Raw genomic sequence first — 24,846 nt, forward strand, 5'->3', positions numbered from 1 at the left:
AACGACTGTAGCGCCTCTCAACCACACAGATACAGGATTCTCACAAACTATCGTGACTGCTCCCGACACGTTTCGTCTGCTGGTCCCGGTCGCCGACTCCGTGACGGTGCGCAACACCGTCGCCTACGTCGTCGACGTCGCCACTGCGGCGGCCGAAGACCGCCCGGTCGAACTCCACTTCGTCGACGTCGCCAGTACCCGCGCCGTCGACCCAGACGCCCCCGAAGAACTGGCCGCGGCCAGCGACCTGCTGGAACGCGTCCAGGCGTGGGTCGACGAGGATACGGGCGGGACACCGCCCGCGGACCTCTCGGTCGTCACCGACGTGCTCGGCGCGAACCGATACCTGTTCAGCCCCGGTGACTACGCCGACGTGTTGCTCGAATACGCCGCGGAGTCCGCCATCGACCGAATCGTGCTGGACCCCGAGTACAGCCCCGGCGGCGCGGCGCCGATGTTGCGCCCGCTCACAATCGAGCTGTCCCGCGGCGAGCCGGCGGTCGAGGAGGCGCCCGTCGACCGCCGGACGGAGCGAACCGTGCTGGCTCGCGCGGCGTCGCTGCCGAAGTACCTCACCGTCTTCGGGAGCTCCTACCTGTTCTACATGCTGCTGTCCTCGTGGAAACCCCTCGATTTCTTCACCGGCTTTCTCACCGCGACGCTGGTCGCCGTGTTGCTCGCCCCGGTCGCGTTCAGCGAGCAGCCCTCGGTCCGCCGGGTCGGCAAGCAGCTCGTCCGGATGGTCATCTACGCCCCGTATCTCCTGAAGGAGATCGCCGTCGCGAACCTCCAGATAGCCTACGTCGTCCTCCACCCGGACCTGCCAATCGACCCCGAGGTCGTCGAGCTCCGGGCGGCCGTCTGGGGCGACGCCGCGGTGACGACACTCGCAAACAGCATCACGCTCACGCCCGGAACGCTCACTATCAGCGTCTCCGACCGGGCCTTCGACATCCACTCCCTCACCGCCGGCTCACGCGAGGACCTCTTCGACGGCGGGCTGGAACGGGCCGTCAGGTTCGTCTTCTACGGCCGCGAGGCGGCCGCAATCGCCACGCCGCGGGAACGCGGCGACGACGGGGGACGGTCGGATGGTTGAGTTCTCGACCGCGCTGCTGGCCATCGCCGCGGCGTTCGTTCTCTTCGCCGTCGTCGCCCTCTATCGGGTGTTCGTCGGCCCGACCATCCACGACAGAGTCATCGCGGTCAACGTCGCCGGCACGAACACGGTCATCGCCATCGCGCTGGTGGCCGCGGCCTTCGAGGAGTCGACGTTCCTCGACGTGGCGCTCGTCTACGCCCTGTTGAACTTCCTGCTCTCGATAGCGTTCTCGAAGTTCAACGTCGAGCACGGAGGGGTGCTATGACGCCGGTCGAGTGGGCCATCGTCGCGCTCGCGCTGCTTGGCGCCTTCTTCGGGGCCGTCGCCGCGATAGGTATCGTCCGGATGCCGGATATCTACACGCGCGCGCACGCGGCATCGAAAAGCGATACGCTGGGCGCCGTGCTCACAATCGCCGCGGTGGCGCTGGCCCTGGAGTCGAATCTCTCGACGGTCAAATCCGTCTTCCTCATCGTCTTCATGTTCATCACGAACCCGACGGCCGCCCACGCCATCGCTCGGGCCGCACAGGAGCAGGGTATCGAGCCGTGGACAAAGGAGGGCGACGGATGAGCCTGACTGCGCTGCAGGCCGCCCTGCTCGTGTTCGTCGTCGGCTGTGCGCTGGGGGCGGCCCTGCTGAAAGACACGCTGGCGTCGGTCATCGCCTTCGCCGCCTACAGCCTCGGCATCTCCATCATCTGGCTCGTCCTTCAGGCCCCGGACGTGGGGTTGACCGAGGCCGCCGTCGGCGCGGGTATCATGACGATTCTGTTCCTGCTGGCGCTCGCCAACACGGTCACGCCGGACGCCGACAGCCTGTTCGAGTCGGTCCGCTGGCGGACGGTGGCGTTCGTGGGCGCGTTCGTCCTCGTCATGGGGGCGACCGTCCCGTCGCTGCCGGCCATCGGCGACCCGACCGCGCCGGTCGTGGGCGGCGAGGTCACACAGTACTACCTGGCGAACGCCTACGAGGAGACCCAGGTCAAAAACGCGGTGACGGCGGTGCTCGCGGCCTATCGAGGCTTCGACACGCTCGGCGAGGCCGTCGTCGTCTTCTCCGCCGGCGTCGTCGCGCTGTCGGTGCTGCGCCGGGAGGTGTTCGCATGAGCGTCGACGACGAGCCGGGGCTGTACGTCGAGTCGACCATCATCATGACGACGGTCCGCGTCGTGGCCCCCTTCGTCCTCACCTTCGCCCTCTTTATCATGTTCCACGGCGCGGACACGCCCGGGGGCGGGTTCCAGGGCGGCGTCATCGCGGGCTCGGTCGTGATGATGCTGGCGTTCGCGTTCGGTATCGACTCGACGCGACAGTGGGTGGACGTGCGGGTCGTCGCGGCGCTCGCGTCCGGCGGCGTCCTCCTGTTTGCGGCTATCGGGCTCGGCGCGATGGCGCTTGGCGGACAGTTCCTCCAGTACAACGCGTACATGCCCTACTACTCCAAAGCCAGCAAGTACGGTATCGAGCTGGTCGAACTGGGTATCGGCGGCATCGTCGCCAGCGTCGCAATCGGCCTCTTTTTCCTGCTCGCGGCCGGTTTCGGCCACGTCACCGACGCGGAGGGCGACCAATGACGCTCTCCGCGCTCCAGCTCGACCTGCTGACGAGCCGGTACAACTACTACGCCGTCGTCCTGTTGCTCGGCATCGGGCTGTACATGCTCGTCGAGTCGCCCAACCTCGTGAAGAAGGTCATCGGGATGAACATCTTCCAGACCGGTATCTTCCTGTTTTTCATCACGCTGGCCTACCGGGCCGGCGGGAACCCGCCGGTCGTGACGAAAGGCGGTGGCCCCTACGTGAGCCCGCTGCCCCACGTGCTCATCCTGACCGCTATCGTCGTCGGGGTGAGCCTGACGGCGGTGGCGCTCGCGCTCATCGTCCGCATCTACTCGGAGTACGGCACGCTCGACGAAGACACACTGGAGCAACTCTACTATGATTGAACACCTCCCCGTCCTGCTCGTCGTCGTACCGATTATCGGCGGCGCCGTCCCGCTGGTGGCCAGTCTGGTCACCGACCGCGCCGGCTGGTCGATAGCCCTCGCGACCACGCTCGTCCACGCCGCCCTCGCCGGCCTCCTCGCCCGGCAGGTGTGGACCGACGGCGTCGTCAGCTACGCTGTCGGCGGCTTCGCGCTGCCCTACGGTATCGAACTCGTCGTCGACGGTCTCTCGGTCGCCGTCGTCGCCCTCATCAGTGCCATCTCGCTCGGCGTCCTCGCCTACGCGCGACACGCCGGCCCACACGAGAACACGTTCTACAGCCAGTTCCTCCTGCTCGTCACCGGGCTTACGGGGATGACGGTGACCGGCGACGTGTTCAACCTCTACGTCTTCCTCGAAATCACGGGTCTGGCGGCGTACGGCCTCGTCGCCAGCGGGCGCGACGCCAGCGCCGCGGTCGCGGCCCTGAAGTACCTCGTCATCGGCACCGTCGGCGCGTCGCTGTACCTGCTGGGCGTCGGCTACGCCCTCGCCGCGACTGGGACGCTCAACATGGCGGACATGAGCGCGAAGCTCGCCGCGGTCGGCTACGACTCGACGCTCGTCCTGACCGCGTTCGGGCTGATGGTCGGCGGGCTCACCGTGAAGGTCGCGCTATTCCCCCTCCACACGTGGCAACCGGACGCCTACGCGAACGCCCCGGACAGCGCCAGCGCGTTCATCTCGGCGCTGGTCTCGACGGTGTCGGCCTACGCGCTGGCGCGCCTGCTGTTCTCGGTCTTTACCGTCGACTTTCTCACCGCGGTGCCCGCCGCCCGCTGGGCGCTCGTCGCACTGGCCTCGCTGAGCATCGTCGCCGGCAGCGCGCTGGCCGTCTCACAGCGCAACGTCCAGCGGATGCTGGCGTACTCCTCGGTGTCGCAGTTCGGCCTCGTCATCGCCGGCTTCACCGTCGCGACGCCCATCGCCGTCGTCGGTGCCACGGTCCATCTGGTCGGCCACGCCGTCATGAAAGGCGGCCTCTTCGCCGCGACCGGCATCATCGAACGGGAGACGGGCGCGTCGACCGTCGGCGGCTACGCCGGGATGGGGACTCGCACCCCGCTGGCTGCCGGGGCCTTTACCGTCCTCGCGCTGGCGATGGTCGGCGTCCCGCCCGCCATCGGCTTCGTCGGGAAGTGGTACATCCTCGTCGGCGCCGTCGAGGCCGAGATATGGCCGGTCGTCGCCGTCTTGCTCGTCAGTACGCTGCTGACGCTGGCCTATTTCGCCCGCCTCGGTGAACGGCTCTACTTCGCCGAGGCGACCATCCGCGAGGAGGCGCCGGTCGCCGACGGCGGGGCGAGCGTCTCCACCGGGATGCTCGCCGTCGTCGTCGTCGCCGCCGTGCTGGCGGTGGCCCTGACCGCCGCCGTCCCCGCGCTCGACCAGCTTCTGGAACAGACGCTGCCACCTCTGCTCAACCAATGACTGACGTTGCCTCCATCCGACCGCTGGCCGCCGTGCTCGTGAGCGCCCTCGCTATCCCCGTGATTCTCTCGTTGAAAACGCGGCCGAACGTCCGCGAGGGCGTCACCCTGACCGTGGCCGGGACGAAGTTCGCTATCGTCGCCAGCATGCTCCCGGGCGTGCTCTCGGGGACCGTCTACGAGACGCAACTGGCCACCCTCGGCCCCGGGCTCTCGCTGGTCCTGCGGGCCGACGCGCTGGGCATCCTCTTTGGCCTGCTGGCGAGCCTGCTGTGGATCGTCACCAGCTTCTACTCCATCGGCTACATGCGCGGGCTGGCCGAACACGCCCAGACCAGGTACTTCGCCTCGTTCGCGGCGAGTCTGGCCTCGGCGATGGGCGTCGCCTTCGGCGCGAACCTGCTCACGGTGTTCGTCTTCTACGAACTACTGACGGTGTCGACCTACCCCCTCGTGACCCACGACGAGACCGACGGGGCCCGCGCGGCCGGCCGGAAATACCTCGCGTACACGTTCGGCGGCGGCGTCGCCGTCTTGGGCGGGACGCTGCTCGTGTTCTTCCTGACCGGGACTACGGCCTTTACCCCCGGCGGTATCGAGACGCTCGCGACGGCGGACCCGACGCTCGCCCGGGCCGCGTTCGCCCTGCTCGCGGCGGGCTTTGGCGTGAAAGCCGCGCTGATGCCGGCCCACTCGTGGCTACCCGACGCCATGGTCGCGCCGACGCCCGTCTCCGGACTGCTCCACGCCGTCGCGGTCGTCAAGAGCGGCGTGTTCGGTATCGCTCGCGTGGTGCTCGACGTTTACGGCACCGACCTCATGGTCGACCTCGGCGTCGCGCTCCCGCTGGCCGCGGTGGCCGCCTTCACGCTGCTGACCGCGAGCGTAATCGCCCTGCGTCAGGACAACCTCAAGCGCCGGCTGGCGTACTCGACTATCAGCCAGCTCTCCTACATCGTGCTGGGTCTCGCCCTGCTGGAGGGGAACGCTCTGATAGGCGGACTACTCCACATCCCCGCCCACGCGTTCATGAAGCTCACGCTGTTCTTCTGTGCCGGGGCCATCCACGTCGAGACCCACACGGACGACATCAGCGACATGGCCGGTATCGGCAGACGGATGCCGCTGACGATGGCCGCGTTCGCCGTCGCTGCGGCGGGGATGGCCGGTATCCCCCTCGTCGCGGGCTTCGTCAGCAAGTGGTACATCGTCATCGGCGCCCTGCAGGGCGAGCAGTTCGTCTTCGCCGCCGCCCTGCTGTTCTCGGGCATCCTGAACATCGCCTACTTCTGGCCAATCGTCTATCAGGCGTACTTCGAGACGCCGGAGGGCCACGACGAGAAGCCCCTCATCAGCGCGGTACTGGGCGGTCGCGAGGCCGTGCGGACCGACGGCGGCGAGGGGCGGGAAGAACCGCTCTCCGAAGGCGACGGTTCGGACGCCGAGATGGGTGACCCCGACGAGTCGGTTCCCCGGCCCGAACAGGTCGACCACCTCGGCAAGCGCCACGAGGACGTCGAACACCACGGGGGCCCACCGGAGGGCGGCTGGGACCGACGTGGCTGGCAGGGGCAGGAGAGCACCTGGTTCATGCTCGGGCCTATCCTGACCGCGGCGACGCTGTCGCTGGCGCTGGGCATCGCGCCCCGGCTCGCGGTCTTCCTGCGCATCGTCGAGACCGTCGTCGTCGGGCTCCCGGGGGTGGCGCTCTGATGGCGGGGCCCCTGACGATGGTCCCGCCCGGCGTCGCTCTGCTCGCCGTGGCCGTCCTCATCGCGTTTCTGCCCCGCAAAGCCGGGCACGCCCTCGGTATCGTCGCTTCCGCGGCGGCGCTCGCCTGGGCGTGGGTCGTCCCCTCGGGTGCGTACCTCGACGAGACGATGTTCCTCGGCTTCGAGACGGTCCTGTTGAACGTCGACGAGTTCTCCCGGCTGATGGGGATTATCTTCGGCATCATCGGCATCGCCGCGGTGCTGTATTCCTACGCCAGCGAGGCCGAGAGCGTCCAGACCGCCTTCGCCTACTCCTACGTCGCCACCAGCTTCGGCGCGGTGTTCGCCGGCGACTGGCTCACCCTGCTGTTCTTCTGGGAGCTGATGGCCGTGACGAGCACGCTGCTGGTGTGGCACTACCGAGGGAAGGCGGTCCGGGCCGGCTTCCGATACGCCGTCTTCCACGGCATCGGCGGGACGCTGCTGATGGCGGCCATCCTCCAGAACTACGCTATCAAAGGCACCTTCCTCTTTGGCTCGGTCCCCGGCGGACCCGAGACGGCCGGTATCGCACCGGGCCTGCCCGCGGCGCTCGCAGCGGTGGGCATCGGCGTCAACGTCGGCTTCATCGGCCTCCACGCCTGGCTCCCCGACACCTACCCGCGACCCCACATCGCCGCCAGCGTCTTCCTCTGCGTGTTCACCACGAAGACCGGCGTCTACGGGATGTATCGGGCCTTCCCGGACGGCCACGTCGCCATCGCGTACATGGGCGGCGGGATGGCCGTCTTCGGCGCGACCTTCGCGCTGTTCCAGAACGACATGCGCCGGCTCCTCTCCTATCACATCCAGTCCCAGGTCGGCTACATGATAGCCGGCGTCGGCATCGGGACGGCGCTGTCGCAGGCCGGCGCCTTCGCCCACGTGTTCAACCACATCCTCTACAAGGGGCTGCTGTTCATGACCGCCGGCGTCGTCGTCTACCGCACCGGCGAGGAGAACCTGAAGAAACTCGGCGGGCTGGCCCGCCAGATGCCGATTACGGCAGGGTCTTTCACCGTCGCGGCGCTGTCGATTGCCGGCTTCCCCGGCTTCAACGGCTTCGTCAGCAAGGGTATCGTCATCGACGGCGCTCACTACACCTTCGCCAAGGGACCGCTCCCACTCTACGAGTGGACCACACTGGAGTGGCTCCTCCTGCTTGGCGGGGTCGGCACCTTCATGTCGTTCATCAAGTTCGGCTACTACGCCTTCTTCCACGGGGAGTACGACGGCGACGTCGAGGACGCCAACCGCGGACAGGCCGTCGCGATGGTCGGGGTCGCCGCACTCTGTGTGTTCTACGGCCTGTTCGACGGCGCGCTGTTCGCCCTGCTGCCCTTCGACGTGACCGACCCGGCCGTGGTCGAGGAGGTCTACACGACCTACACCGTCCCCCACGTCGTCGAAGGTGTCGCTCTGGCTCTCATCGGGCTGGTCGGCTTCTATCTCACGAAGAAACCGCTCTCGAAGCTGGGACGTGTCCCCGACGTCGACTCGCTGTACAACCCCGCCGTGTTCTACGGCACGCGCGGGCTCGTCGTCGGCGTCACCGACCTCTATGCCGCCGTCGACCGGGCGACAGTCGCCGGGACGCGGACGGCAGTCAACTCGATTACAAATCCTGAAACCGTATACGACCGTTTCGTCGGCGGCGAGGACGCCAACCCCCTTCGGGCCGGTATCGGCTTTAGCATCCTCGTACTGGCCGTCTTCGTGACAGTTGCGCTGCTGTTGCTCCCTTGATTTCGCACGGGTGTTTTCAGAACAGATAATTGGTGCTGTACCTTTATACACTCATACGCCGATTTTGTGCCAAGGGCACGACTGGGACACAGGTGGTTCCCACGTGGCAGCCACTGTTCCACCGTGCCGGACACAACCATGGATTTGAAAACACTGCTTCAAAACGACGACGCGGTGTCGCCGGTCATCGGGGTCATCCTGATGGTCGCGATCACCGTCATCCTCGCGGCCGTCATCGCGACGTTCGTGCTCGGACTCGGCGACTCACTTAGCAATCAGGCGCCACAGGCGAGTTTCAGCTGTGACGGCGATTCACTGATTCACGACGGTGGGGACGAACTCGACGGCAACAACCTGTTTCTGGCAAACGACTCCTCGAACACGCGTGGCCCTGACCAGTATTCCGCCGGAGACATCATCGTCGGGTCTTTCGGTGACGCTCAGGCGCCGCTCACTTGGCAATCAGACGGGAGCTCAGCAACGCTTCGGTCCGACGCCTGCTAATCGACTTACCCACTGAATTCGCCCGCTGTCCCGGTCACCTATTCAATCCAATGCAACTAAAACAACTACTCAACGACGACGACGCAGTATCGCCGGTCATCGGGGTCATCCTGATGGTCGCTATCACAGTCATCCTCGCGGCCGTCATCGCGACGTTCGTGCTGGGACTCGGAGATTCACTCAGCAATCAGGCACCACAGGCTACGTTCACGTTCGACTCTAACAACGATCCGGGCGGCACGACTACCGATACGGTAAACATCACGCACGACGGCGGTGACGACGTGGCGCCCTCGAACGTTCAAATCAAAATCGGTGGTGCTGACTTCGTCAACGCAGATGGGACCGACTACAAATCGGGGCAAGTCACAGCTAGCCGATCTATCTTCCCGAGTGACCCCGTTAGCGCAGGTGATACATTCGTTATTGCGGAGAGCAGTGACTCCATCCAAGACGGTGACTCTATCCGCGTAATCTGGTCCGACTCTGACGGTGGAAGCAGTGCCGTGCTCAGTGAATCCACGGTCAATCTGTAACACCGACCGCTGACCGGGCCGCTATGGTCCGGATGGCCACTTTCCGTCGCGCTTCTCCTTCGACGAATCCGGGTGTATTATGCCACACTCGACAATTATTCTACAGCTCCTAATAATCATATAACAGTAGAGCGAGATACGAACAATTCGGTCTGGGGACACAATGATGACGGGACTGGACTTTCGCTCCGATGCCGACGCAGTCTCCCCAGTCATCGGCGTCGTTCTGCTGGTAACTATCTCGGTCCTCCTCGCCGCCGTTATCGGGGCGACAGTGCTGGGGGCCGAGGACGCGCTCATCACGACGACTCCGCAGGCGTCGTTCGAGTTCGACTACGCGGCCGGCGAGAGCGGCAGTGAGGACCTCTCTACCGGCGGCGACGACGGCGCGCTGGCTATCACCCACGTCGGCGGCGACAGCATCGACGCGTCGACCCTCCAGATACGAGCCGCTCCGGGTGGAACCGCGGGCGAGGGCGACCTCCCCTCCTGGAGCGGGGACATCTCCGCCGGGGTGAGCGCGTCCGTCACGGTCGACGCCGACGCGACGGTCCGCGTCGTCCACTCGACAAGCGGGTCGTCGACCGTCGTCGCGAGCTGGGTCGGGCCCGATGCCTGACGACGGGTCGATCCGATTTCGAAGCGCGCCGAGCGCGACCGAAACGACCGGTCGCATTTTATTTGCCCGGACGACCATCAGGATTATTAGCTACTGTGACTCACACCGTGGTAGGATGGCACAGCCTTGGGGTCGAGGTGAGCGTGTCGGATGAGCCAGCAGCTGCGACGGGAGACGACGGGCGAGGGGTTGTCCAACGAGGAGATATTCGACGTGCTCCAGAACGAGCGCCGGCGTCACGTCCTGCAGTATCTCCGCCAGCACGGCGGGCCGGTCGCGCTCGGTGACCTGGCGGACCACGTCGCCGCCGCGGAGTACGACTGCCCCACCGACGCGGTGACGAGCGCCCAGCGCAAGCGTGTCTACACTACGCTCCAGCAGTCACACCTCCCACAGATGGACGAGGTGGGCATCGTCGACTACGACAGCGACGAGGGCGTTATCGGAACGACGGACCAGACCGAAGAGCTGACCGTCTATCTGGAAATCGTCCCCGAAGGCGAGTTCCCGTGGCGCGAGTACTACCTCTCCTTCGGCGCTATCAGCCTCGCCGTCGTGACGGTGCTGTGGGCCGGGGTCTACCCCTTTACGCTCATCCCGCCGCTCGTGTGGACGACGCTGTTTGCCATCGTTCTCACCATGTCCGCCGTCTATCACACGCTGGTCGCCCGCGAGATGACATTGACCGAGTTCGCCGACGACGGCGACGAGCGGCCCTGAACGGCCCGGCAATCAGCGGTGATAATTCAACTTCCAATCGCCTGAAAGCCCCGGCTCCGTCTCGAAACCGAATTCCGGCAGTACAGGCCCTTCTTGACCACGTTCAAGGCGGTGTTGAATCCGTGAAACGTAGGGTGGGTATAAGTCTGGACACGACATGGGGAGTAGACAACACACCCACGGGGTCCACCTTGCGGGTTACGGGTGCATGCCTGGATACAACGCGGTGTGTTGGCAAGGACACAAACCATGGATATCAAAGAACTATTACAAGACGACGACGCTGTGTCGCCGGTCATCGGGGTCATCCTGATGGTCGCGATCACAGTCATCCTCGCAGCCGTCATCGCGAGCTTCGTGCTCGGGTTGGGCGATACACAACAGACAACGCCGCAGGCGAGTTGGAGCTTCAATTACGATTCGAGCCTAGATGGTTCAGGAAGTGTTGCTGCTAATCATGATTTCAACACTGATGCAGGGAATATGAGTGGCTCAAGTGCATCTGACACGGGTATTCTCACTCTCACACACGATGGCGGTGATTCAATCAATGAAGACCGTTTATCTATCGAACAAGAAGGCGCTAGTGAATCACGCCCGAATCTTCAGGATGCTGATGGTATCTCGGATGCTGCCGATATCTCAGCCGGCACGTCCATTGACTTCGGTATCGATAACGACGATACGATCCGAATTGTCTATACGGCAGAATCGGGAGATTCATCGTCAACCTTAGCAACCTACGAGGCACCAGGGGCGTAATCGATGAATCTGAAAAAGCTATTCAGAGATGACGACGCAGTATCGCCGGTCATCGGAGTCATCCTGATGGTCGCGATTACCGTCATCCTCGCTGCTGTCATCGCGAGCTTCGTGCTGGGACTCGGGGATACAACCCAAGAAACACCACAGGCAAGCTGGAGCTTTGATTATGACTCAAGTCTGGATGGTACCACTAATGGCGACTTTGGTGGCGGGGCTCTCCAAGGCTCAGGGTCTGGTGATGGAGTGCTTACTGTAACCCACGATAGTGGAGATAATATTGATGGGGCCAAGCTAACACTGAACGATGGCAATGGGGACGGTCCTACGGTGTCGTTCGAGGACTCTTCCACTGGGCCGGATATTGATACTGTCAATTCAGGTACTAGTGCTGATGTGGGTATCGATAATGACGACACTGTTCGTATCATTTGGGCCTCTGAGTCGGGCGAAAACACCGCAACGCTATCCACCTACGAAGCACCTGGAGCATAAACCATGAGTCTAAAAAACCTATTCCACGACGACGACGCAGTATCGCCGGTCATCGGAGTCATCCTGATGGTCGCAATTACGGTTATTCTCGCGGCCGTTATCGCGAGTTTCGTTCTGGGTCTAGGTGACCAACAACAGCAAACACCGCAAGCGAGCTTCGAATGGGAATATAATTCGGATGATAGTACATTCACCGTCACGCATGATGGCGGAGACAGTATCGATTTAGCCCGAATATCGATTGAGGGTGCTACCGTAAGTACTGACTTCAGTGATCCGGTAACTGCCGGATCGACAGCGGAACTTGACTTTAGCTCCGTCAGCTCAGGCGATACCGTCACTGTTGTTTGGGAAGATGCAGACGAAGAGACCAGTACGACCCTCGCGACATACGAAGTGCCCTAATCTCCTAATCACCTAATTTTTCATTTTTTGCGCCGGTGACTGTAGCACTACGCAGCACACCGTATAGCGGCCCTTATAACACTGTTCTCAAGGCAGCGGTAACGAGGACGACAGTAGAACCTACGGCTTCAGAATCCGGTGTACAACATTGCTGACAGCCGGCCGTTCACGGTAGGCAACGGACTCGAGTTCAGCGTCAGTCGATGCGATACTCGGGAAGCGAGTGGCACAGTCCTGATCGGTTTGTTCATCTTCGTCGAGTATGACTCGTAACGGACAGATCGAGATTTTACAAATGACGCGGAGGCTTTTTCATCACTAAACAGTTCTCTCCGAAACCAAACACTGTTTGACTCGCTGACGACGAACTTTAGTGCCCCCTCACAGAACCCCTCGCATGGACAAACTCAAGCAATCGCTCCTGGAGGCGCCGATCATCGAGAAAGACGGCTATCACTACTTCGTCCACCCCATCAGCGACGGCGTGCCGATGTTGCGGCCGGAGCTGCTGCGGGAGATCGTCATCAAGATAATCCGCAAGGCCGAGCTGGACGACGTCGACAAGATCGTCACGCCGGCGGCGATGGGTATCCACCTCTCGACGGCGGTGTCGCTGATGACCGACATCCCGCTGGTGGTCGTGCGAAAGCGCAAGTACGGGCTGGACGGCGAGGTCGCCCTGTCGCAGGTCACCGGCTACTCCGAGAACGAGATGTACGTCAACGACGTCTACGAGGGCGACCGCGTGCTCGTCCTCGACGACGTGCTCTCGACCGGCGGGACGCTGGCGGCGCTGACCGGCGCGCTGGAGGATATCGGCGCCGACATCTGTGACATCGTCTGTGTCATCAAGAAAGACAACGGTCAGAACAGGCTCGACGACGCCGGCTACGACGCCAAGACACTCATCAACGTCCTCGTCGAGGACGGCGAGGTCGTGGTGACGGACGCACACGGCGACGGATAGTCTGAGCCTGGAGAACTCCTCTGCCCCTGTGGATGCAGTAGAGCCGATTGGCCACTAGGCTTGGTTTTCGTGAGGTACGCTGTCGCCGACAGCAGTGCTACATACGGCAGTTTCGGGCGTGCTCTTGGACAGTAGCGCTGGAGTCATATCGGCGTGCAATTGGCCTGAATGACTCCAACGAGAGTGATTGTGCCCGTAGTGGTATTTAAAAATGAGGCTGGCACTCTCAGGTACGCAGATAGAAGAAGCCTCAAAAGACGACTTTCGAGGCCCTGCACTCTCTTGGAGTACTGAACTTCGTGAGAGATGTAAGCCGCCCGAGGGGAGTAGCGGGAGGTAGATTTGAACTACCGATCTGCGGGTTATGAGCCCGCCGGAATCTCCTGGCTATCCCATCCCGCTACCTGTTCATACCCGAGTCCCCTCATTAAGACTTGTGATTCGGCTGCCGTCCGTGAGTTTGTAACGCGCTAGTGCGACTCGCCCTGATGGACTTCCCAGGTGAAGATGCTCTCGAAGACGTAGTTGACCACCATAGCGATGCCGACGCCCACGGCTTTGGCGAACAGCGACCAGAGGTCGATACCGGAAATCGACAGGGAGACGAACAGGAACCGGTAGATAGTGACGAAGACGACGAACTGCGTCGTCGCGCCACCGATGCGGACGGCGTGTGAGCGCAGCAAGCGCCGGCCGAGCGAATCCCGTTCGTCGGACCGCTCGTCGGCGAACGTCCAGTTGTCGTTGACGAGAAACATCACGAGGATGGCCGTCTCGATGCCGACGATGAGGCCGACCTCGCGGAGGATGCCGAGCCCTTCGGTGAGGAAGACGAACATCGCCGTGTCACAGACGAAGCCGATGACGCCCACGGAGACGAACTGTCCGAACCGAACGCCCGACACCAGCGATTCGAAGCGGTCGGGGACCAGTCCGCGGAGGCGGTCGCCGACGCTCATCGGTCCCGTTCGACGAGGGCGGTCGGCTGTTCACGGCGCGCGGCGATGGCCGTGTGCAGGCGGTCGTCGCTCAGCTGTTTCGCGCGGTGTCTGGACGCGAGCAGGGCCCTGAACAGGGCCAGTGAGTCCCTGACCGGGGAGACGGTCGAACCGGGACGGTCCTCCCACCGTATCGGGACCTCGGTCACGCGGAGGTCGAGCGCGCCGGCGATGGCGACCAGTTCCACGTCCCACGCGAACCCCGGCTCGTACAGGTGCTGACGGACCTGCCCCCAGCCGCTGGCGGTGATGGCCTTGGCGCCACACTGGTAATCGAACAGCGACACCGAGAGCAGATTTCCGGCGAGCCACGCGAACCCGTCGCCCAGGAACCGCCGGGCGAACGTCTGGTGGCTGGCCACCGACGCGTCGGGGTGGCGCCGGGAGCCAACCGAGAGGTCGGCCGAGCCCGAGCGCACTTCCTCGACGACGTCGGCGAGCGAGTCGACCGGTGTCGACCCGTCGGCGTCGGCAAAGACCAGCACGTCCGTCTCCAGGTGCTCGAAGCCGGCGGTGATCGCGGCCCCCTTGCCGCGCCGGTACGGCACCGTCTCCACGACCGCCGGGAGGTCGCCGAGCTGTGCCACGACACCGTCTTTCGGTGCGTCGAGTTCGACGACCACGGTTTCGGGGGCCACCGTCTCGACGATGGCAGTCACGTAACGCCGTAGCTCGGGGATATCTGGGCGGAACGCGGGGACGACGACACCGACGGTCGACGACATCGTATCACCTTGTACTGTCGGTGAGTAAAAACCGTTCGGAACGGCGCTGGCCGGCTGAATCAAAAAACGTATACGCCTTCCCGTAACTCTACTGACTGATGGAGTACGGTCTCGTTATCCTCTGGCTCGCCCTTTATCTGCTGTTAAGCTACGTCGGAGCGACAGTCGCGTCGGCCCTGTTTCCGCGGTTCGCAAAGCGGGGTGTGGCGTTCGGGCTGCCGCTCGCACTCACGGTCCTCTGGCTGGTCACCTACTTCGTCGGTCGGGTCTCACTGACGGGCGGTGTCTGGCTGGGGCTGGTCGCCCTCGTCGTCGCCGCCGTCGCGGTGGCACGCCGCCGTGAGCCGGTCGACAGTCGCGCCTTCGGGGAAGTCGCCGCCGTGTTCTCTCTCGCCTTCCTCTTCGTGGTGGGTATCCGGGCGTTCGACCCGGCTATCTCCCCGCTGGCCGGCGAGAAGTTCCTCGATTTCGGTCTGGTGCAGTCGCTGCTGCGGGCCGACACCCTCCCGCCGGAGGACATGTGGTTCGCCGGCGAACCCGTCGCCTACTACTACGGCGGCCACCTCCTGACGGCGATTCTCACCCGGCTGACCGGGACGGCGGGCCAGTACGCCTACAACCTCGCGCTGGCCGGCTTCTACGCCACGCTCGTGACGGGCGTCTACGGGCTGGCCGGCGCCGTCGCCGCCGACCGGAACGTCCCCCGACGGCTCGCTGCGGGGCTCTCCGCGTTCTTCGTCGGCGTCGCGAGCAACCTCACGACGCCGGTCCGCGGGCTCATCTACCTGTTGCCCGAGGGCGTCGCCCGGTCGCTGGCCGGGGCCTTCGGCTACGAACTCAGCGGGCTCGCGCTCGGCCCGGAGGAGTTCTACTTCTGGGACGCCAGCCGCGTCATCACGGACGACCCGGCGGACTTCGCCACGTACACGCCCGCGAGGGGGTACAGCGTCAACGAGTTCCCCCTGTTCGCCTGGCTCAACGGCGACCTGCACGCTCACATGATGAGCACGGGCTTTCTGATTCTCGCGGCGGCGCTGTGTTTCAGCTACTACCAGACGCCGGCCGAGGAGCGCCGACGGCGGCTGGCGCTGCTGTTCGGGGCCCTGCCCGCCGTCGCCGGGTTCATGGCGGTGACGAACACGTGGTCGTTCCCGTCGGTCGCCGGGCTCGCGATGGTGACCGTCGCCATGGCGCCGGCCAGCCCCGCCACGCTCCTGCCCGCGTCGCTCCGTGACCCGCTCCCGGTCGAGGGAGCGCCGGCCGAGGCGAGCCGCATCGGGCTCGCGGTCGCCGTCGCCGTCGGCGTGGTCGCGCTGGGGCTGCTCTGGTCGCTCCCCTTCTGGTTCGGCGTCGGCAGCGGCCGCGAGGTCGCCGTCCTCCCCGACCGAAGCAGCCTCATGGAGCTCGTGGCGATACACGGGCTGTTCCTCGCGCCGTTTGGCCTGTATCTGTACGCACAGATCGGCCGGACCGTCGGGACCGGACGCGCGCGCCTCGTCGGCGCGGGCTTTCTCGGTGTCGTCGCCGTCGGCACAGTGGTCGACCTGGCCGCTGTCGGCCTCGTCGTCCCGCTGCTCGTCGGCGCGTGGCTGTTCGCCCGCTCGCCGACCGGCGGACAGTCCTCCGGCCCGCTCCCGGCGCTTGCCGACGGCGGCGAGCGCCCCGTCGGCTTCGAGACGGTGCTGCTGGTGGCCGGCGCCGGTCTGGTCGTCCTCGTGGAGTTCGTCTTCATCAAGGAGAACGTCGGGCGGATGAACACGGTGTTCAAGACGTACATGCAGGTGTGGGTGCTGTGGTCGGCCGCGGTCGGCCCGGTGCTAGCGTGGTTGCTGACGCGCTGGCGTCCGGACGGCGAGACGACGCGCCGGCTGGTCAAGAACGGGACGACGCTGTTCGTCGTCGTGCTCGTCTGTTCGACGTCGGTGTACGGCGCGATCGCGCTGCCGAACCACGTCGGTCGGGGCGGAGAGCCGACCCTCGACGGGATGGCGTATCTCGACGACGCCCACGCCGGGGAGGCGGAGGCGATCCGCTGGATGGACCGCGAAATCGACGGCCGGCCGAACATCGTCACCGCGGCGCCGGCCGGCTACTTCTGGGAGCCCGCCGAGGGCAGTGGCGCGAGCGCCCCGTCGAGTCTGACTGGTATCCCGACGGTGGCCGGCTGGCACCACGAGGCCCAGTACCGAAACGACAGCATCTACGACGAGCGCGTCACCGACGTCCGAACCATCTACACCGGGCAACCGGCAGCGCAACGCGAACTCCTCGAAACGTACGACGTGGAGTACATCTACAACGGGCCCGCCGAACGGGAGCGATACGGGGTTATCTCGGTCGACCGTCTCGACGCCGTGACCGAAATCCACCGCTCCGGCACGGTCATTATCTACCGCGTCGACCGAAGCGAACTCTGAAAATCAGGCCTCGGCGCGTTCTCGCAGTACGGTGACGGCCTCGGCGTCGACGTTGTCGGTGTCCAGATGCATCGGGATGTACTCCTGCGTCCGGAAGGTCTCCTCTTCGTCCTCGCTTCCGATGGTACACCAGAGCTGCACCCGGTCGGGGCCGTGCCAGTCGCCCTGGCGGGCGACCGCGAACACCTCGTACGCCTCGCCGTCGTACTCGATGCGGCCGCCCTTCCGGAGGCCGGGGTCGCCACGGATGATGAGCTTTTTCATACCCCAGACTTGGCAAACGGCGCACTTAGTGACTTCGAAGCGGCGTATCGCGGCTTCGGGGCCGACCACCGCGTCGCCGTCCGGTCCCGTATCCGCCGTGTCCCCACCGTCCACGGACGAAAGGCTGCTTTGGCAAACCCGCTTACAAAACCTAATTTTACAGATATTTTTAGTGGGTTGCCGTCGTACGAGGCGTCGATGCCAGAACGCGACACACCACGGGTTCTCGCCCTCTGTGGGAGTCTCCGCGAGGAGAGCCGGACCCGCATCGCGCTCGACGTGGCACTCACCGCCGCCGGCGACAGCGGCGTGGTGACCGACCTCGTCGACCTCCGGGGCCTCACGCTCCCGAGCCTCCACGCTACCGACGGCACGCCTCCGGACGCCGACCGGCTGTGCGAGCGCGTCGACCGCGCCGACGCCGTCCTGCTGGGCACGCCGAACTACCACGGCTCCTACTCGGGGTCGCTGAAGAACGCCCTCGACTACTGCGGCCGCGAGGAGTTCGCGGACACGACCGTCGGCCTGCTCGAAGTCGCCGCCGGCGCCGTCCCCGGCTCCGCGCTCATCCATCTCCGGACCGTCTGCCGGACGCTACACGCCTGGACGCTGCCGACCGAGGTCGCCGTCCCGGACTCGCACGCGGTGATTACCGACGGTGGTATCGCGGACGACGACATCGCACAGCGGGTCCGGGGCCTCGGCCGCGAACTGGCCGACTACGCCGGCGTCGCGCGCTACCCCGAACTCGCCGACCAGCCACGGCCAAGCGGTGACATCGGTGATGTCCATGACTGACACCCCGACCGACGAGACGACCCGGCAGATGCGCGCGATTCGCGTCCACGAGTACGGTGACGCGGACGTGTTGACCTACGAGAGGGTTCCCCGGCCACAGCCGGCCGACGACGAACTACTCGTTCGCGTTCGGGCCGCCGGTGTGAACCCCATCGACTGGATGGTACGGGAGGGGTACGCCGACGAGGCGCTCGACCCCTCGCTCCCGTACGTGCCCGGTTGGGACCTCTCGGGGACGGTCGAAGCAGTCGGCGACGACGTGACGGCGTTCGGGCCCGGCGACGAGGTGTTCGGGCTCGTGGGGATGCCCGACCCGGGGCGCACCTACGCCGAGTACGCGGCCGTCCCGGCCGACGACGTCGTCCCGAAACCGGAGTCGCTCGACCACACGGCCGCCGCCGGCGTCCCGATGGTGGCACTGACCGCGTGGCGGGGGCTCTTCGAGGCGGGCAACCTGACCCCCGACCAGCGCCTGCTCGTCCACGCCGCCGCCGGCGGCGTCGGTCACATGGCGGTCCAGTTCGCCGACGAGGTCGGTGCCCACGTCGTCGGTACGGCCTCCGGGCGGAACGAGGCGTTCCTCCGGGACCTCGGCGTCGACGAGTTCGTCGACTACCGCGAGCGAGCGTTCGAGACCGCCGTGGACGGCGTCGACCTCGTGCTCGACGCGGTCGGCGGTGACACGCTCGACCGCTCCGTCGACGTGTTGAACCAGAACGGCCGTATCGTTACGCTCCCGGAGCCGCCGGGAGACGACGTCGTCGCCCGGGCCCGATCCGAACGGAACGGGACCGTCGACTGGTTCAGCGTGGAACCGGACCCCGACGCGCTGGCGCGCATCCGCGACCGCATCGACGCGGGGCAGGTTACACCGACCGTCAGCGAGACGTGGTCTCTCGCGGACGCCGGGGCCGCCCACCAGCGAAGCCAGACGGGACACGTCCGCGGGAAGCTCGTCCTCCGCACCGACCAGCGGTGAGCGACGACACGACAGACGATTTACAAAAACGCCGTTGGGCGAACCCTTTAGCCGCTGCTGACACAACCGGGCGGTATGCACAGGCTGGAGGCCGTCGCGCTCGCTCATCGGTCCGACCACTGTCTCGGCCCGGCCGAGGCGTTCTCGCTGGTCGGGGACGAGACCCGGATGACGATTCTCGAAGCCCTCTGGCACGCCGAGGACCCTCCCGTCCAGTTCTCGACGCTGTACGAACTGTCGGAGACCGACACGAGCGCGCGTTTCAACTACCACCTGAACCAGCTCACCGGTCACTTCGTCCGGAAGCGAGACGGGGGGTACGAGCTCAGGACGGCCGGCGAGAACGTCGTCAGGGCGGTGGTCGCGGGCTCGTTCAACGCCCACCCGGCCCCGGAGTCGTTCGAGACCGGCGACCCCTGTACCCAGTGTGGCGAGACGCTGGTGGCGAGCTACGACGACGAACACCTCGCCGTCGACTGTCCCGCGTGTGGACGGGCCCACGGGGAGTACGGGTTCCCTCCCGGCGGCCTCCTCGGCCGTGACGACAGCGAGGTCCTCGCCGCGTTCGACCGTCGCGTTCGACATCGACACAGCCTCGCCAGGGACGGCGTCTGTCCGGCCTGCAGCGGGCGGATACGGACGGCCATCGCCCGGGCCGGCGAGTGCTGTCTCGACGCCGACCTCCGTGTCGAGTACAGCTGTGCCCAGTGTCTCCACTCGTTTTGCTCGCCCATCGGCGTCGCGTTGCTGGACCAGCCCGCGCTCGTGGCGTTCCATCGCGACCACGGCATCGACCTCGGGGCCACCCCCTACTGGCGGCTCGACTGGTGTGTGACCGACGACCACCTGACCGTCGACTCGACCGACCCGTGGCGAATCACCCTCACCGTGGCACTCGGCGGCGACACGCTCTCGGTCACGGTCGACGAAGCGCTGAGACTCGTCGATTCGGACCCCGACGACGCGGTGACCGGTCCCCCGCTGGCAAGGGGTTCGGCGGACCGTCGCGGGTGACGGATGGAAGCCGAACCGTCGGGGTTTTAAGCACCCAAATCAAAGCGGCCCGTAAGGTCGATATCTATGGAGATGCCGCGACGTTTCAACACGTACTGTCCGCACTGTAACGAGCACAACGAACACGAGGTCGAGAAGGTCCGCTCGGGCCGCTCGTCCGGTATGAAAAAGGTCAACGACCGCCAGCGCAAGCGGCGCGGGACCGGTATCGGGAACAAAGGTAAGTTCTCGAAGGTCCCCGGTGGGGACAAGCCCACGAAGAAGACCGACCTGAAGTACATCTGCTCGGACTGTGGGAAGGCCCACCTCCGAGAGGGATGGCGCGCAGGCCGACTGGAGTTCCAGGAGTAACCATGGCAGGAAGCTTCATCACCGTCGCCTGTCCGGACTGTGAGAACGAACAGACCATCTTCGAGAAGGCCGCGAGCGAAGTCGCGTGTGCCGTCTGTGGCCACACGCTCGCCACCCCGACGGGCGGGAAGGCCATCATCGAAGGCGAAGTGACCGACGTCGTCGAGGCCCGGTAACATGAAATACAGCGGCTGGCCAGAACCGAGCGAACTCGTCGTCGGCAAGGTCGACGAAATCGAGGACTTCGGTGTCTTCGTCGACCTCGAAGAGTACGAGGGCAAGCGTGGCCTCTGTCACATCTCCGAGGTCGCGAGCGGCTGGATCAAGAACGTCCGTGACCACGTCAGCGAGGGCCAGACGGTCGTCGCGAAGGTGCTCGAAGTGGACGAGAGCGCCCAGCAGATAGACCTCTCTATCAAGGACGTCAACGACCACCAGCGCAAGGAGAAGATTCAGGAGTGGAAAAACGAGCAGAAGGCCGACAACTGGATGGAGCTGGCCTTCGGCGAGGACATCGCCGACGAGGAGTACAGCGACATCGCCAACGCCCTGCTCTCGGAGTTCGGTTCGCTGTACGACGGCTTCGAGGCCGCCGCCATCCACGGCGAGTCGGCCCTCGAAGACACCGGGCTCGACGAGTCTGCGGTCGAGTCGCTGGTCGAGACGGCCCGCGACAACGTCTCCGTGCCCTACGTCAACGTCACGGGCTACGTCGACCTGACGTGTCCCGACAGCGCGGGCGTCGACGTCATCAAGGAGGCCCTGCAGGCCGCTGAGGGTAACGGCGAAGTGCCCGAGGAGATTCAGCTCGAAGTCACCTACGTCGGCTCCCCGGAGTACCGCATTCAGGTACAGGCGCCCGACTACAAGACCGCCGAGGGCGAACTCGAAGAGAGCGCCGCCCGCGCCCGCTCGGTCGTCGAGGCCGAAGGCGGCAGCGCCCAGTTCCACCGCGACCGCGACGAAGACGACGAATGAAATCGGACATCCGGGTGTGTTCGGCCTGGCGGGCCGAACACGACCGCCCGGTGTACACCCTCTCTTCGACGTGTCCCGACTGCGGAGCCGAGGCCGTAAACAGCGCCCCGGCGCCTTTCGACCCGGCCGACCCACACGGCGAGTATCGACGTTCACTTAAGCGCCGACGCCGGCAGTAGGGCGTATGGACGAATTCGACATCGACGTACTCGCCGACCCGGCTCTCGACGAGCCGGTGCTGGTCGAGGGGCTGCCGGGCGTGGGCCACGTCGGGAAACTCGCCGCCGAGCACCTGCTCGAAGAGCTCGACAGCGAGCTCGTCCGGCGGGTGTACTCGACGCATTTCCCCCCGCAGGTCAGTGTCGAGGACGGGCGGACCCAGCTCGCGTGTGCCGAGTTCCACGCCGTCACCCCAGAAGAGGGACGGGACATGCTCGTGCTCACGGGTGACCATCAGGCACAGGACAACGAGGGCCACTACGGCCTCACTACGACCTTCCTCGACATCGGCGCCGACTTCGGCGTCGAGGAGGTGTACGCGCTCGGCGGCGTCCCGACGGGCGAACTCGTCGAGGAGTACGACGTGCTCGGGGCGACGACGACCGACGACTTCGGCGACCGACTCACCGAGGCCGGCGTCGAGTTCCGCGAGGACGAACCCGCCGGCGGCATCGTCGGCGTCTCGGGCCTCCTGCTCGGCCTGAGCGAGCGCCGGGACACCCCCGCGGCCTGTCTGATGGGCGAGACCTCCGGCTATCTGGTCGACCCCAAGAGCGCACAGGCGGTTCTGGAGATTCTCCAGGAGGTCGTCGGCTTCGAGGTGGAGTACGAATCGCTCGAGGAGCGCGCCGACGAGATGGAGGAAGTCGTGCGCAAGATCCAGCAGATGGAGGAACAGAACGCCCCGTCGCCGGCCGACGAAGACCTGCGCTACATCGGATAGAAGCGGACGTTTCTTACTCACCGGGCGCCAACGCCCTCCCGTGCAGGCAGACCCGGGTGCGCTACCGGAGTGGCTGGTGTTTGGCCTCCTCCTCGGGATAGCCGGCAGTCTGTTCGTCGCCGTCCTCTTTCTCGTCGCCGGCCGGCTGTTCCCCGCGAAGCGACAGGCACGCGGGCTGCGCGAGGGCGGCGAGGAACGCCGCCGCACCGAGATTCGCGAGTATCTCGACGCCATCGACGAGCAGTTCGCCGAGAACCACTACGTGGCGGGCCAACACGTCGCCTTCTACCTGCCGAGACGCGACGTCGCCATCACCTTCGACGCGCGGGCGTACTACCGCATCGAGCGCTCGCCCACCACGCCGGTGCTGGTCGAACACGAGATGCCGGGCGCCTATCTGGGCCAGCGGCTCCCCTTCGAGACGCCCGAGGTGTCGCTCGGCCCCGAGCCCGAACCGGAGCCCCCGGCCGACCCGGCCAGACAGGCATTCGCCGAGCTGGGGCTGCGGGAGTCGGCGACGCTGGCCGAGGTGAAATCCGCCTACCGGGACCGGGTCAAGCAGGTCCATCCGGACCACGGCGGCGACGAGGAAGAGTTCAAACGGGTGCGGGAGGCCTACACGCTCGCGAAACAGCACGCGGCCTGACTCACTCGGCCCTGTTCTCGTAGCGGTGGACCATCTCCGAGACGAACCAGAGCTTCAGCGTCATCGACAGCGCCGTCGCCAGCGCGGTTTCGGCGGGTCGCTGCCTGACCGCGGCGTACAGTGCGTAGGCCACAGCCAGCCCGTTGCCCACGTTCAGGATCTCCGGATAGCTCAGCCACCCGTGGGACTCCCGGGTCCACAGCCGTTCGCCGTACACCACTCTTGTCATCCACGCGCTGTCGTCCTCGGGCGGTGAGAACAGGACTGGATTCAGGAGGACGAAGGCGAGCGTCAGCGCCAGCCCGCGCCAGTTCCGGCGGTAGATGCAGGCCATCAGCAGCGGCATGGTGGCGACGCGTGACCACCCGCTCTTCGGGTTGGCGTGACGGGCCCAGAAGTAGCGGTCGAGCGGCGAGGCGTCGTCGGGGCGGTCGGGTACCATACGCCGAACGCGTCGTCCAGGGGGAAATCTGTATCCCCAACACGTTCGCTCGCACCTGCAGGCCGCCGGCTCACATCCCCTGACTCATCAGATGGGAGCGCAGGAGGTCGGCCTCCTTGCTGCCGGCGACGGGGTTGACAAGCACCACGTCGTCGTCGGTCTCGAAGGCGTCACGCTCGGCCAGTTCACGGGCACCGGCGATTGCCGTGCCGCCGGTCGCACCGACCTCCGGCCCCAGCTCGCAGCCGTCGACGGCCGCCTGGAGAACCGCTTTGTCGGGGACGACGACACCGCCGCCGTCGCTCGCGTCGAGGGCGTCGATAGCGGCCGCCCCGGCGGCCGGCTCGGGCACCTCCAGCGGGCCGACGATGGTGTCGGGGCGGTCGACCGGCACCGGTTCGGCGGCGCCATCGACGGCCGCCTCGGCGATAGCGGCCGCCGTCTCGGGCTGGGCGGCGTAGATTCGGGGAACGGCGTCGGCGAGTTCGGCGTCCACCGCGAGGGCGAAACCCCGCTGGAGCCCGACGACCGTCTCGCCGTGGGCGGTCGGATGGACGACCGCGTCGGGAGCGGCCCACTCGCGGTCGGCGAGCAGCTCCAGCGCGAGGGCGGTCCCGCCGGCGACGCGGAAGGGGTGGCCGGGCGCGACCGAGGTGAACGCTTCGTCGCTGTCAGCGAAGGCCTCGACGGCGTCCTCGTAGCGGCCCTCGACGACGTACATGTCGCCGCCGTGGACGTTCACCATCGCCTTGTTGAGGAACGGACACCGCGAGGGGACAAAGCCCTTCGAGTCGATGCCGGCGCGGGCGGCGTAGGCAGCCGCCGACTGGGCGCCGTTGCCGGTCGAGGGCGTCCCGACGCGGTCGGCGCCCGCCGCGACGGCCGCCGAGACGGCCAGTGCGAGCTTTCGGTCGGCGAGCGAGCCCGTCGGGTTGCGCCCCTCGTCCTTGACGGCGACCCGGTCGACGCCGAGTTCGTCGGCGAGTTCCGGCACGCCCACGAGCGGCGTCGCGCCCTCGTCGATACTCACCGTCGCCTCGGACGGGAGCGGGTGTGCGTCCGCCGCCGACGTGATGTCGTCGGCGTCGTAGTCCAGAGCGAGGACGCCGCCGCAGTCGGGACAGCGCCCGACACCGGGGTCGGCCGACTCGCCACACGCCGTACATGAGAGGCCACGGACTGCCGCTATCGTCTGCATGACTCGCATTCGGGATGGCAGCTTCAAGTGTCGTATGGTCTGTTCCAGCACGCTCTTGAACGCCGCGGC

32 protein-coding genes and 1 tRNA gene are annotated in these 24,846 nt (G+C 65.8%); 27 read left to right on the forward strand and 6 right to left on the reverse strand.

Annotated features, from left to right (window positions below; all coding sequences use genetic code 11):
• The first annotated feature begins 52 nt into the window (after window positions 1-52).
• From NDI56_RS02625 to hpt, 17 genes are all read left to right on the forward strand, one after another.
• Window positions 53-1,099 carry a monovalent cation/H+ antiporter subunit E gene (locus NDI56_RS02625; protein ID WP_310917864.1) on the forward strand — a complete coding sequence of 349 codons (1,047 nt, stop codon included), beginning with the start codon at window positions 53-55 and terminating at the stop codon, window positions 1,097-1,099.
• The gene (locus NDI56_RS02630; RefSeq protein ID WP_310917865.1) at window positions 1,092-1,367 is read left to right on the forward strand and encodes a cation:proton antiporter; all 276 of its coding nucleotides are present in this window, start codon (window positions 1,092-1,094) and stop codon (window positions 1,365-1,367) included. Before NDI56_RS02625 ends, NDI56_RS02630 begins: the two co-directional genes overlap by 8 nt.
• Window positions 1,364-1,675: a monovalent cation/H(+) antiporter subunit G gene (mnhG, locus tag NDI56_RS02635; protein WP_310917867.1), complete on the forward strand. Its 312-nt coding sequence runs from the start codon at window positions 1,364-1,366 to the stop codon at window positions 1,673-1,675. Before NDI56_RS02630 ends, mnhG begins: the two co-directional genes overlap by 4 nt.
• A complete protein-coding gene (locus NDI56_RS02640) occupies window positions 1,672-2,211 on the forward strand; it encodes a DUF4040 domain-containing protein (RefSeq protein ID WP_310917869.1) in 540 nt (179 codons plus the stop codon). The genes mnhG and NDI56_RS02640 overlap by 4 nt, the downstream gene beginning before the upstream one ends.
• The gene (locus NDI56_RS02645) at window positions 2,208-2,678 is read left to right on the forward strand and encodes a Na(+)/H(+) antiporter subunit B (RefSeq protein ID WP_310917870.1); all 471 of its coding nucleotides are present in this window, start codon (window positions 2,208-2,210) and stop codon (window positions 2,676-2,678) included. Before NDI56_RS02640 ends, NDI56_RS02645 begins: the two co-directional genes overlap by 4 nt.
• Window positions 2,675-3,049 carry a cation:proton antiporter subunit C gene (locus NDI56_RS02650; protein WP_310917871.1) on the forward strand — a complete coding sequence of 125 codons (375 nt, stop codon included), beginning with the start codon at window positions 2,675-2,677 and terminating at the stop codon, window positions 3,047-3,049. Before NDI56_RS02645 ends, NDI56_RS02650 begins: the two co-directional genes overlap by 4 nt.
• Window positions 3,042-4,520, forward strand: coding sequence for a monovalent cation/H+ antiporter subunit D family protein (locus NDI56_RS02655; RefSeq protein ID WP_310917872.1), 1,479 nt, complete (start codon window positions 3,042-3,044; stop codon window positions 4,518-4,520). The genes NDI56_RS02650 and NDI56_RS02655 overlap by 8 nt, the downstream gene beginning before the upstream one ends.
• Complete coding sequence (locus tag NDI56_RS02660; protein ID WP_310917874.1) at window positions 4,517-6,232, forward strand: proton-conducting transporter transmembrane domain-containing protein; 1,716 nt, start codon at window positions 4,517-4,519, stop codon at window positions 6,230-6,232. The genes NDI56_RS02655 and NDI56_RS02660 overlap by 4 nt, the downstream gene beginning before the upstream one ends.
• Window positions 6,232-8,016, forward strand: coding sequence for a Na(+)/H(+) antiporter subunit D (locus tag NDI56_RS02665; protein ID WP_310917876.1), 1,785 nt, complete (start codon window positions 6,232-6,234; stop codon window positions 8,014-8,016). The genes NDI56_RS02660 and NDI56_RS02665 overlap by 1 nt, the downstream gene beginning before the upstream one ends.
• A 138-nt stretch (window positions 8,017-8,154) precedes the next feature.
• Window positions 8,155-8,520: a type IV pilin domain-containing protein gene (locus NDI56_RS02670; protein WP_310917877.1), complete on the forward strand. Its 366-nt coding sequence runs from the start codon at window positions 8,155-8,157 to the stop codon at window positions 8,518-8,520.
• 50 nt (window positions 8,521-8,570) lie between these two features.
• Window positions 8,571-9,056, forward strand: a complete 486-nt coding sequence (locus NDI56_RS02675; RefSeq protein WP_310917879.1) for a type IV pilin domain-containing protein — start codon at window positions 8,571-8,573, stop codon at window positions 9,054-9,056.
• A 163-nt stretch (window positions 9,057-9,219) separates the two neighbouring features.
• Window positions 9,220-9,675, forward strand: coding sequence for a type IV pilin domain-containing protein (locus tag NDI56_RS02680; RefSeq protein WP_310917880.1), 456 nt, complete (start codon window positions 9,220-9,222; stop codon window positions 9,673-9,675).
• Between the two features lie 150 nt (window positions 9,676-9,825).
• Window positions 9,826-10,395: a DUF7344 domain-containing protein gene (locus NDI56_RS02685; RefSeq protein WP_310917881.1), complete on the forward strand. Its 570-nt coding sequence runs from the start codon at window positions 9,826-9,828 to the stop codon at window positions 10,393-10,395.
• A 249-nt stretch (window positions 10,396-10,644) separates the two neighbouring features.
• A complete protein-coding gene (locus NDI56_RS02690) occupies window positions 10,645-11,157 on the forward strand; it encodes a type IV pilin domain-containing protein (RefSeq protein WP_310917882.1) in 513 nt (170 codons plus the stop codon).
• A gap of 3 nt (window positions 11,158-11,160) precedes the next feature.
• On the forward strand, window positions 11,161-11,652 hold the full coding sequence (locus NDI56_RS02695; RefSeq protein ID WP_310917883.1) for a type IV pilin domain-containing protein: 492 nt from the start codon (window positions 11,161-11,163) through the stop codon (window positions 11,650-11,652).
• Window positions 11,653-11,655: 3 nt separating this feature from the next.
• On the forward strand, window positions 11,656-12,057 hold the full coding sequence (locus tag NDI56_RS02700) for a type IV pilin domain-containing protein (protein WP_310917884.1): 402 nt from the start codon (window positions 11,656-11,658) through the stop codon (window positions 12,055-12,057).
• Between the two features lie 397 nt (window positions 12,058-12,454).
• Complete coding sequence (hpt, locus tag NDI56_RS02705) at window positions 12,455-13,024, forward strand: hypoxanthine/guanine phosphoribosyltransferase (RefSeq protein WP_310917886.1); 570 nt, start codon at window positions 12,455-12,457, stop codon at window positions 13,022-13,024.
• Between the two features lie 327 nt (window positions 13,025-13,351).
• On the opposite strand, the gene NDI56_RS02710 is transcribed toward hpt, so the two are convergent.
• The 3 genes from NDI56_RS02710 to NDI56_RS02720 form a co-directional block, all read right to left on the reverse strand.
• Window positions 13,352-13,426: transfer RNA gene (locus tag NDI56_RS02710), tRNA-Met, on the reverse strand.
• Between the two features lie 68 nt (window positions 13,427-13,494).
• Window positions 13,495-13,983, reverse strand: a complete 489-nt coding sequence (locus NDI56_RS02715) for a GtrA family protein (RefSeq protein ID WP_310917887.1) — start codon at window positions 13,981-13,983, stop codon at window positions 13,495-13,497.
• Entirely contained in the window at window positions 13,980-14,747 is a 768-nt protein-coding gene (locus NDI56_RS02720) for a glycosyltransferase (protein ID WP_310917889.1), read from the reverse strand. The genes NDI56_RS02715 and NDI56_RS02720 overlap by 4 nt, the downstream gene beginning before the upstream one ends.
• Before the next feature lie 98 nt (window positions 14,748-14,845).
• Between NDI56_RS02720 and NDI56_RS02725 the strand changes: the two genes are divergently transcribed.
• The gene (locus NDI56_RS02725; protein ID WP_310917890.1) at window positions 14,846-17,164 is read left to right on the forward strand and encodes a DUF2298 domain-containing protein; all 2,319 of its coding nucleotides are present in this window, start codon (window positions 14,846-14,848) and stop codon (window positions 17,162-17,164) included.
• Window positions 17,165-17,167: 3 nt separating this feature from the next.
• Here NDI56_RS02725 and NDI56_RS02730 read toward each other — a convergent pair whose 3' ends face one another.
• Entirely contained in the window at window positions 17,168-17,428 is a 261-nt protein-coding gene (locus NDI56_RS02730) for an HAH_0734 family protein (RefSeq protein ID WP_310917891.1), read from the reverse strand.
• 198 nt (window positions 17,429-17,626) lie between these two features.
• On the opposite strand from NDI56_RS02730, the gene NDI56_RS02735 reads away from it, so the two are divergent.
• The 9 genes from NDI56_RS02735 (at window position 17,627) to NDI56_RS02775 (ending at window position 23,137) form a co-directional block, all read left to right on the forward strand.
• On the forward strand, window positions 17,627-18,226 hold the full coding sequence (locus NDI56_RS02735) for an NADPH-dependent FMN reductase (protein WP_310917892.1): 600 nt from the start codon (window positions 17,627-17,629) through the stop codon (window positions 18,224-18,226).
• Window positions 18,219-19,205: an NADP-dependent oxidoreductase gene (locus NDI56_RS02740; RefSeq protein WP_310917893.1), complete on the forward strand. Its 987-nt coding sequence runs from the start codon at window positions 18,219-18,221 to the stop codon at window positions 19,203-19,205. The genes NDI56_RS02735 and NDI56_RS02740 overlap by 8 nt, the downstream gene beginning before the upstream one ends.
• A gap of 75 nt (window positions 19,206-19,280) precedes the next feature.
• Window positions 19,281-20,219 carry a DUF7351 domain-containing protein gene (locus tag NDI56_RS02745; RefSeq protein ID WP_310917894.1) on the forward strand — a complete coding sequence of 313 codons (939 nt, stop codon included), beginning with the start codon at window positions 19,281-19,283 and terminating at the stop codon, window positions 20,217-20,219.
• A 66-nt stretch (window positions 20,220-20,285) separates the two neighbouring features.
• A complete protein-coding gene (locus NDI56_RS02750; RefSeq protein ID WP_220587082.1) occupies window positions 20,286-20,570 on the forward strand; it encodes a 50S ribosomal protein L44e in 285 nt (94 codons plus the stop codon).
• A gap of 2 nt (window positions 20,571-20,572) precedes the next feature.
• Window positions 20,573-20,746 carry a 30S ribosomal protein S27e gene (locus NDI56_RS02755; RefSeq protein ID WP_310917895.1) on the forward strand — a complete coding sequence of 58 codons (174 nt, stop codon included), beginning with the start codon at window positions 20,573-20,575 and terminating at the stop codon, window positions 20,744-20,746.
• Window position 20,747: 1 nt separating this feature from the next.
• Window positions 20,748-21,548 (forward strand): translation initiation factor IF-2 subunit alpha, encoded by an 801-nt coding sequence (locus NDI56_RS02760; RefSeq protein ID WP_310917896.1) that lies wholly within the window; start codon window positions 20,748-20,750, stop codon window positions 21,546-21,548.
• Window positions 21,545-21,727, forward strand: coding sequence for an RNA-protein complex protein Nop10 (locus NDI56_RS02765; RefSeq protein WP_310917897.1), 183 nt, complete (start codon window positions 21,545-21,547; stop codon window positions 21,725-21,727). Before NDI56_RS02760 ends, NDI56_RS02765 begins: the two co-directional genes overlap by 4 nt.
• Window positions 21,728-21,732: 5 nt before the next feature.
• Window positions 21,733-22,491: a proteasome assembly chaperone family protein gene (locus tag NDI56_RS02770; protein ID WP_310917898.1), complete on the forward strand. Its 759-nt coding sequence runs from the start codon at window positions 21,733-21,735 to the stop codon at window positions 22,489-22,491.
• Window positions 22,492-22,531: 40 nt separating this feature from the next.
• A complete protein-coding gene (locus NDI56_RS02775; RefSeq protein WP_310917899.1) occupies window positions 22,532-23,137 on the forward strand; it encodes a J domain-containing protein in 606 nt (201 codons plus the stop codon).
• Window position 23,138: 1 nt separating this feature from the next.
• On the opposite strand, the gene NDI56_RS02780 is transcribed toward NDI56_RS02775, so the two are convergent.
• A complete protein-coding gene (locus NDI56_RS02780; protein WP_310917900.1) occupies window positions 23,139-23,579 on the reverse strand; it encodes a DUF6653 family protein in 441 nt (146 codons plus the stop codon).
• 70 nt (window positions 23,580-23,649) lie between these two features.
• A complete protein-coding gene (locus tag NDI56_RS02785; protein ID WP_310917901.1) occupies window positions 23,650-24,777 on the reverse strand; it encodes a pyridoxal-phosphate dependent enzyme in 1,128 nt (375 codons plus the stop codon).
• Window positions 24,778-24,846 lie beyond the last annotated feature (69 nt).

This window comes from Halomicroarcula saliterrae (assembly GCF_031624395.1).
GTDB classification, from domain to species: Archaea; Halobacteriota; Halobacteria; order Halobacteriales; family Haloarculaceae; genus Haloarcula; species Haloarcula saliterrae.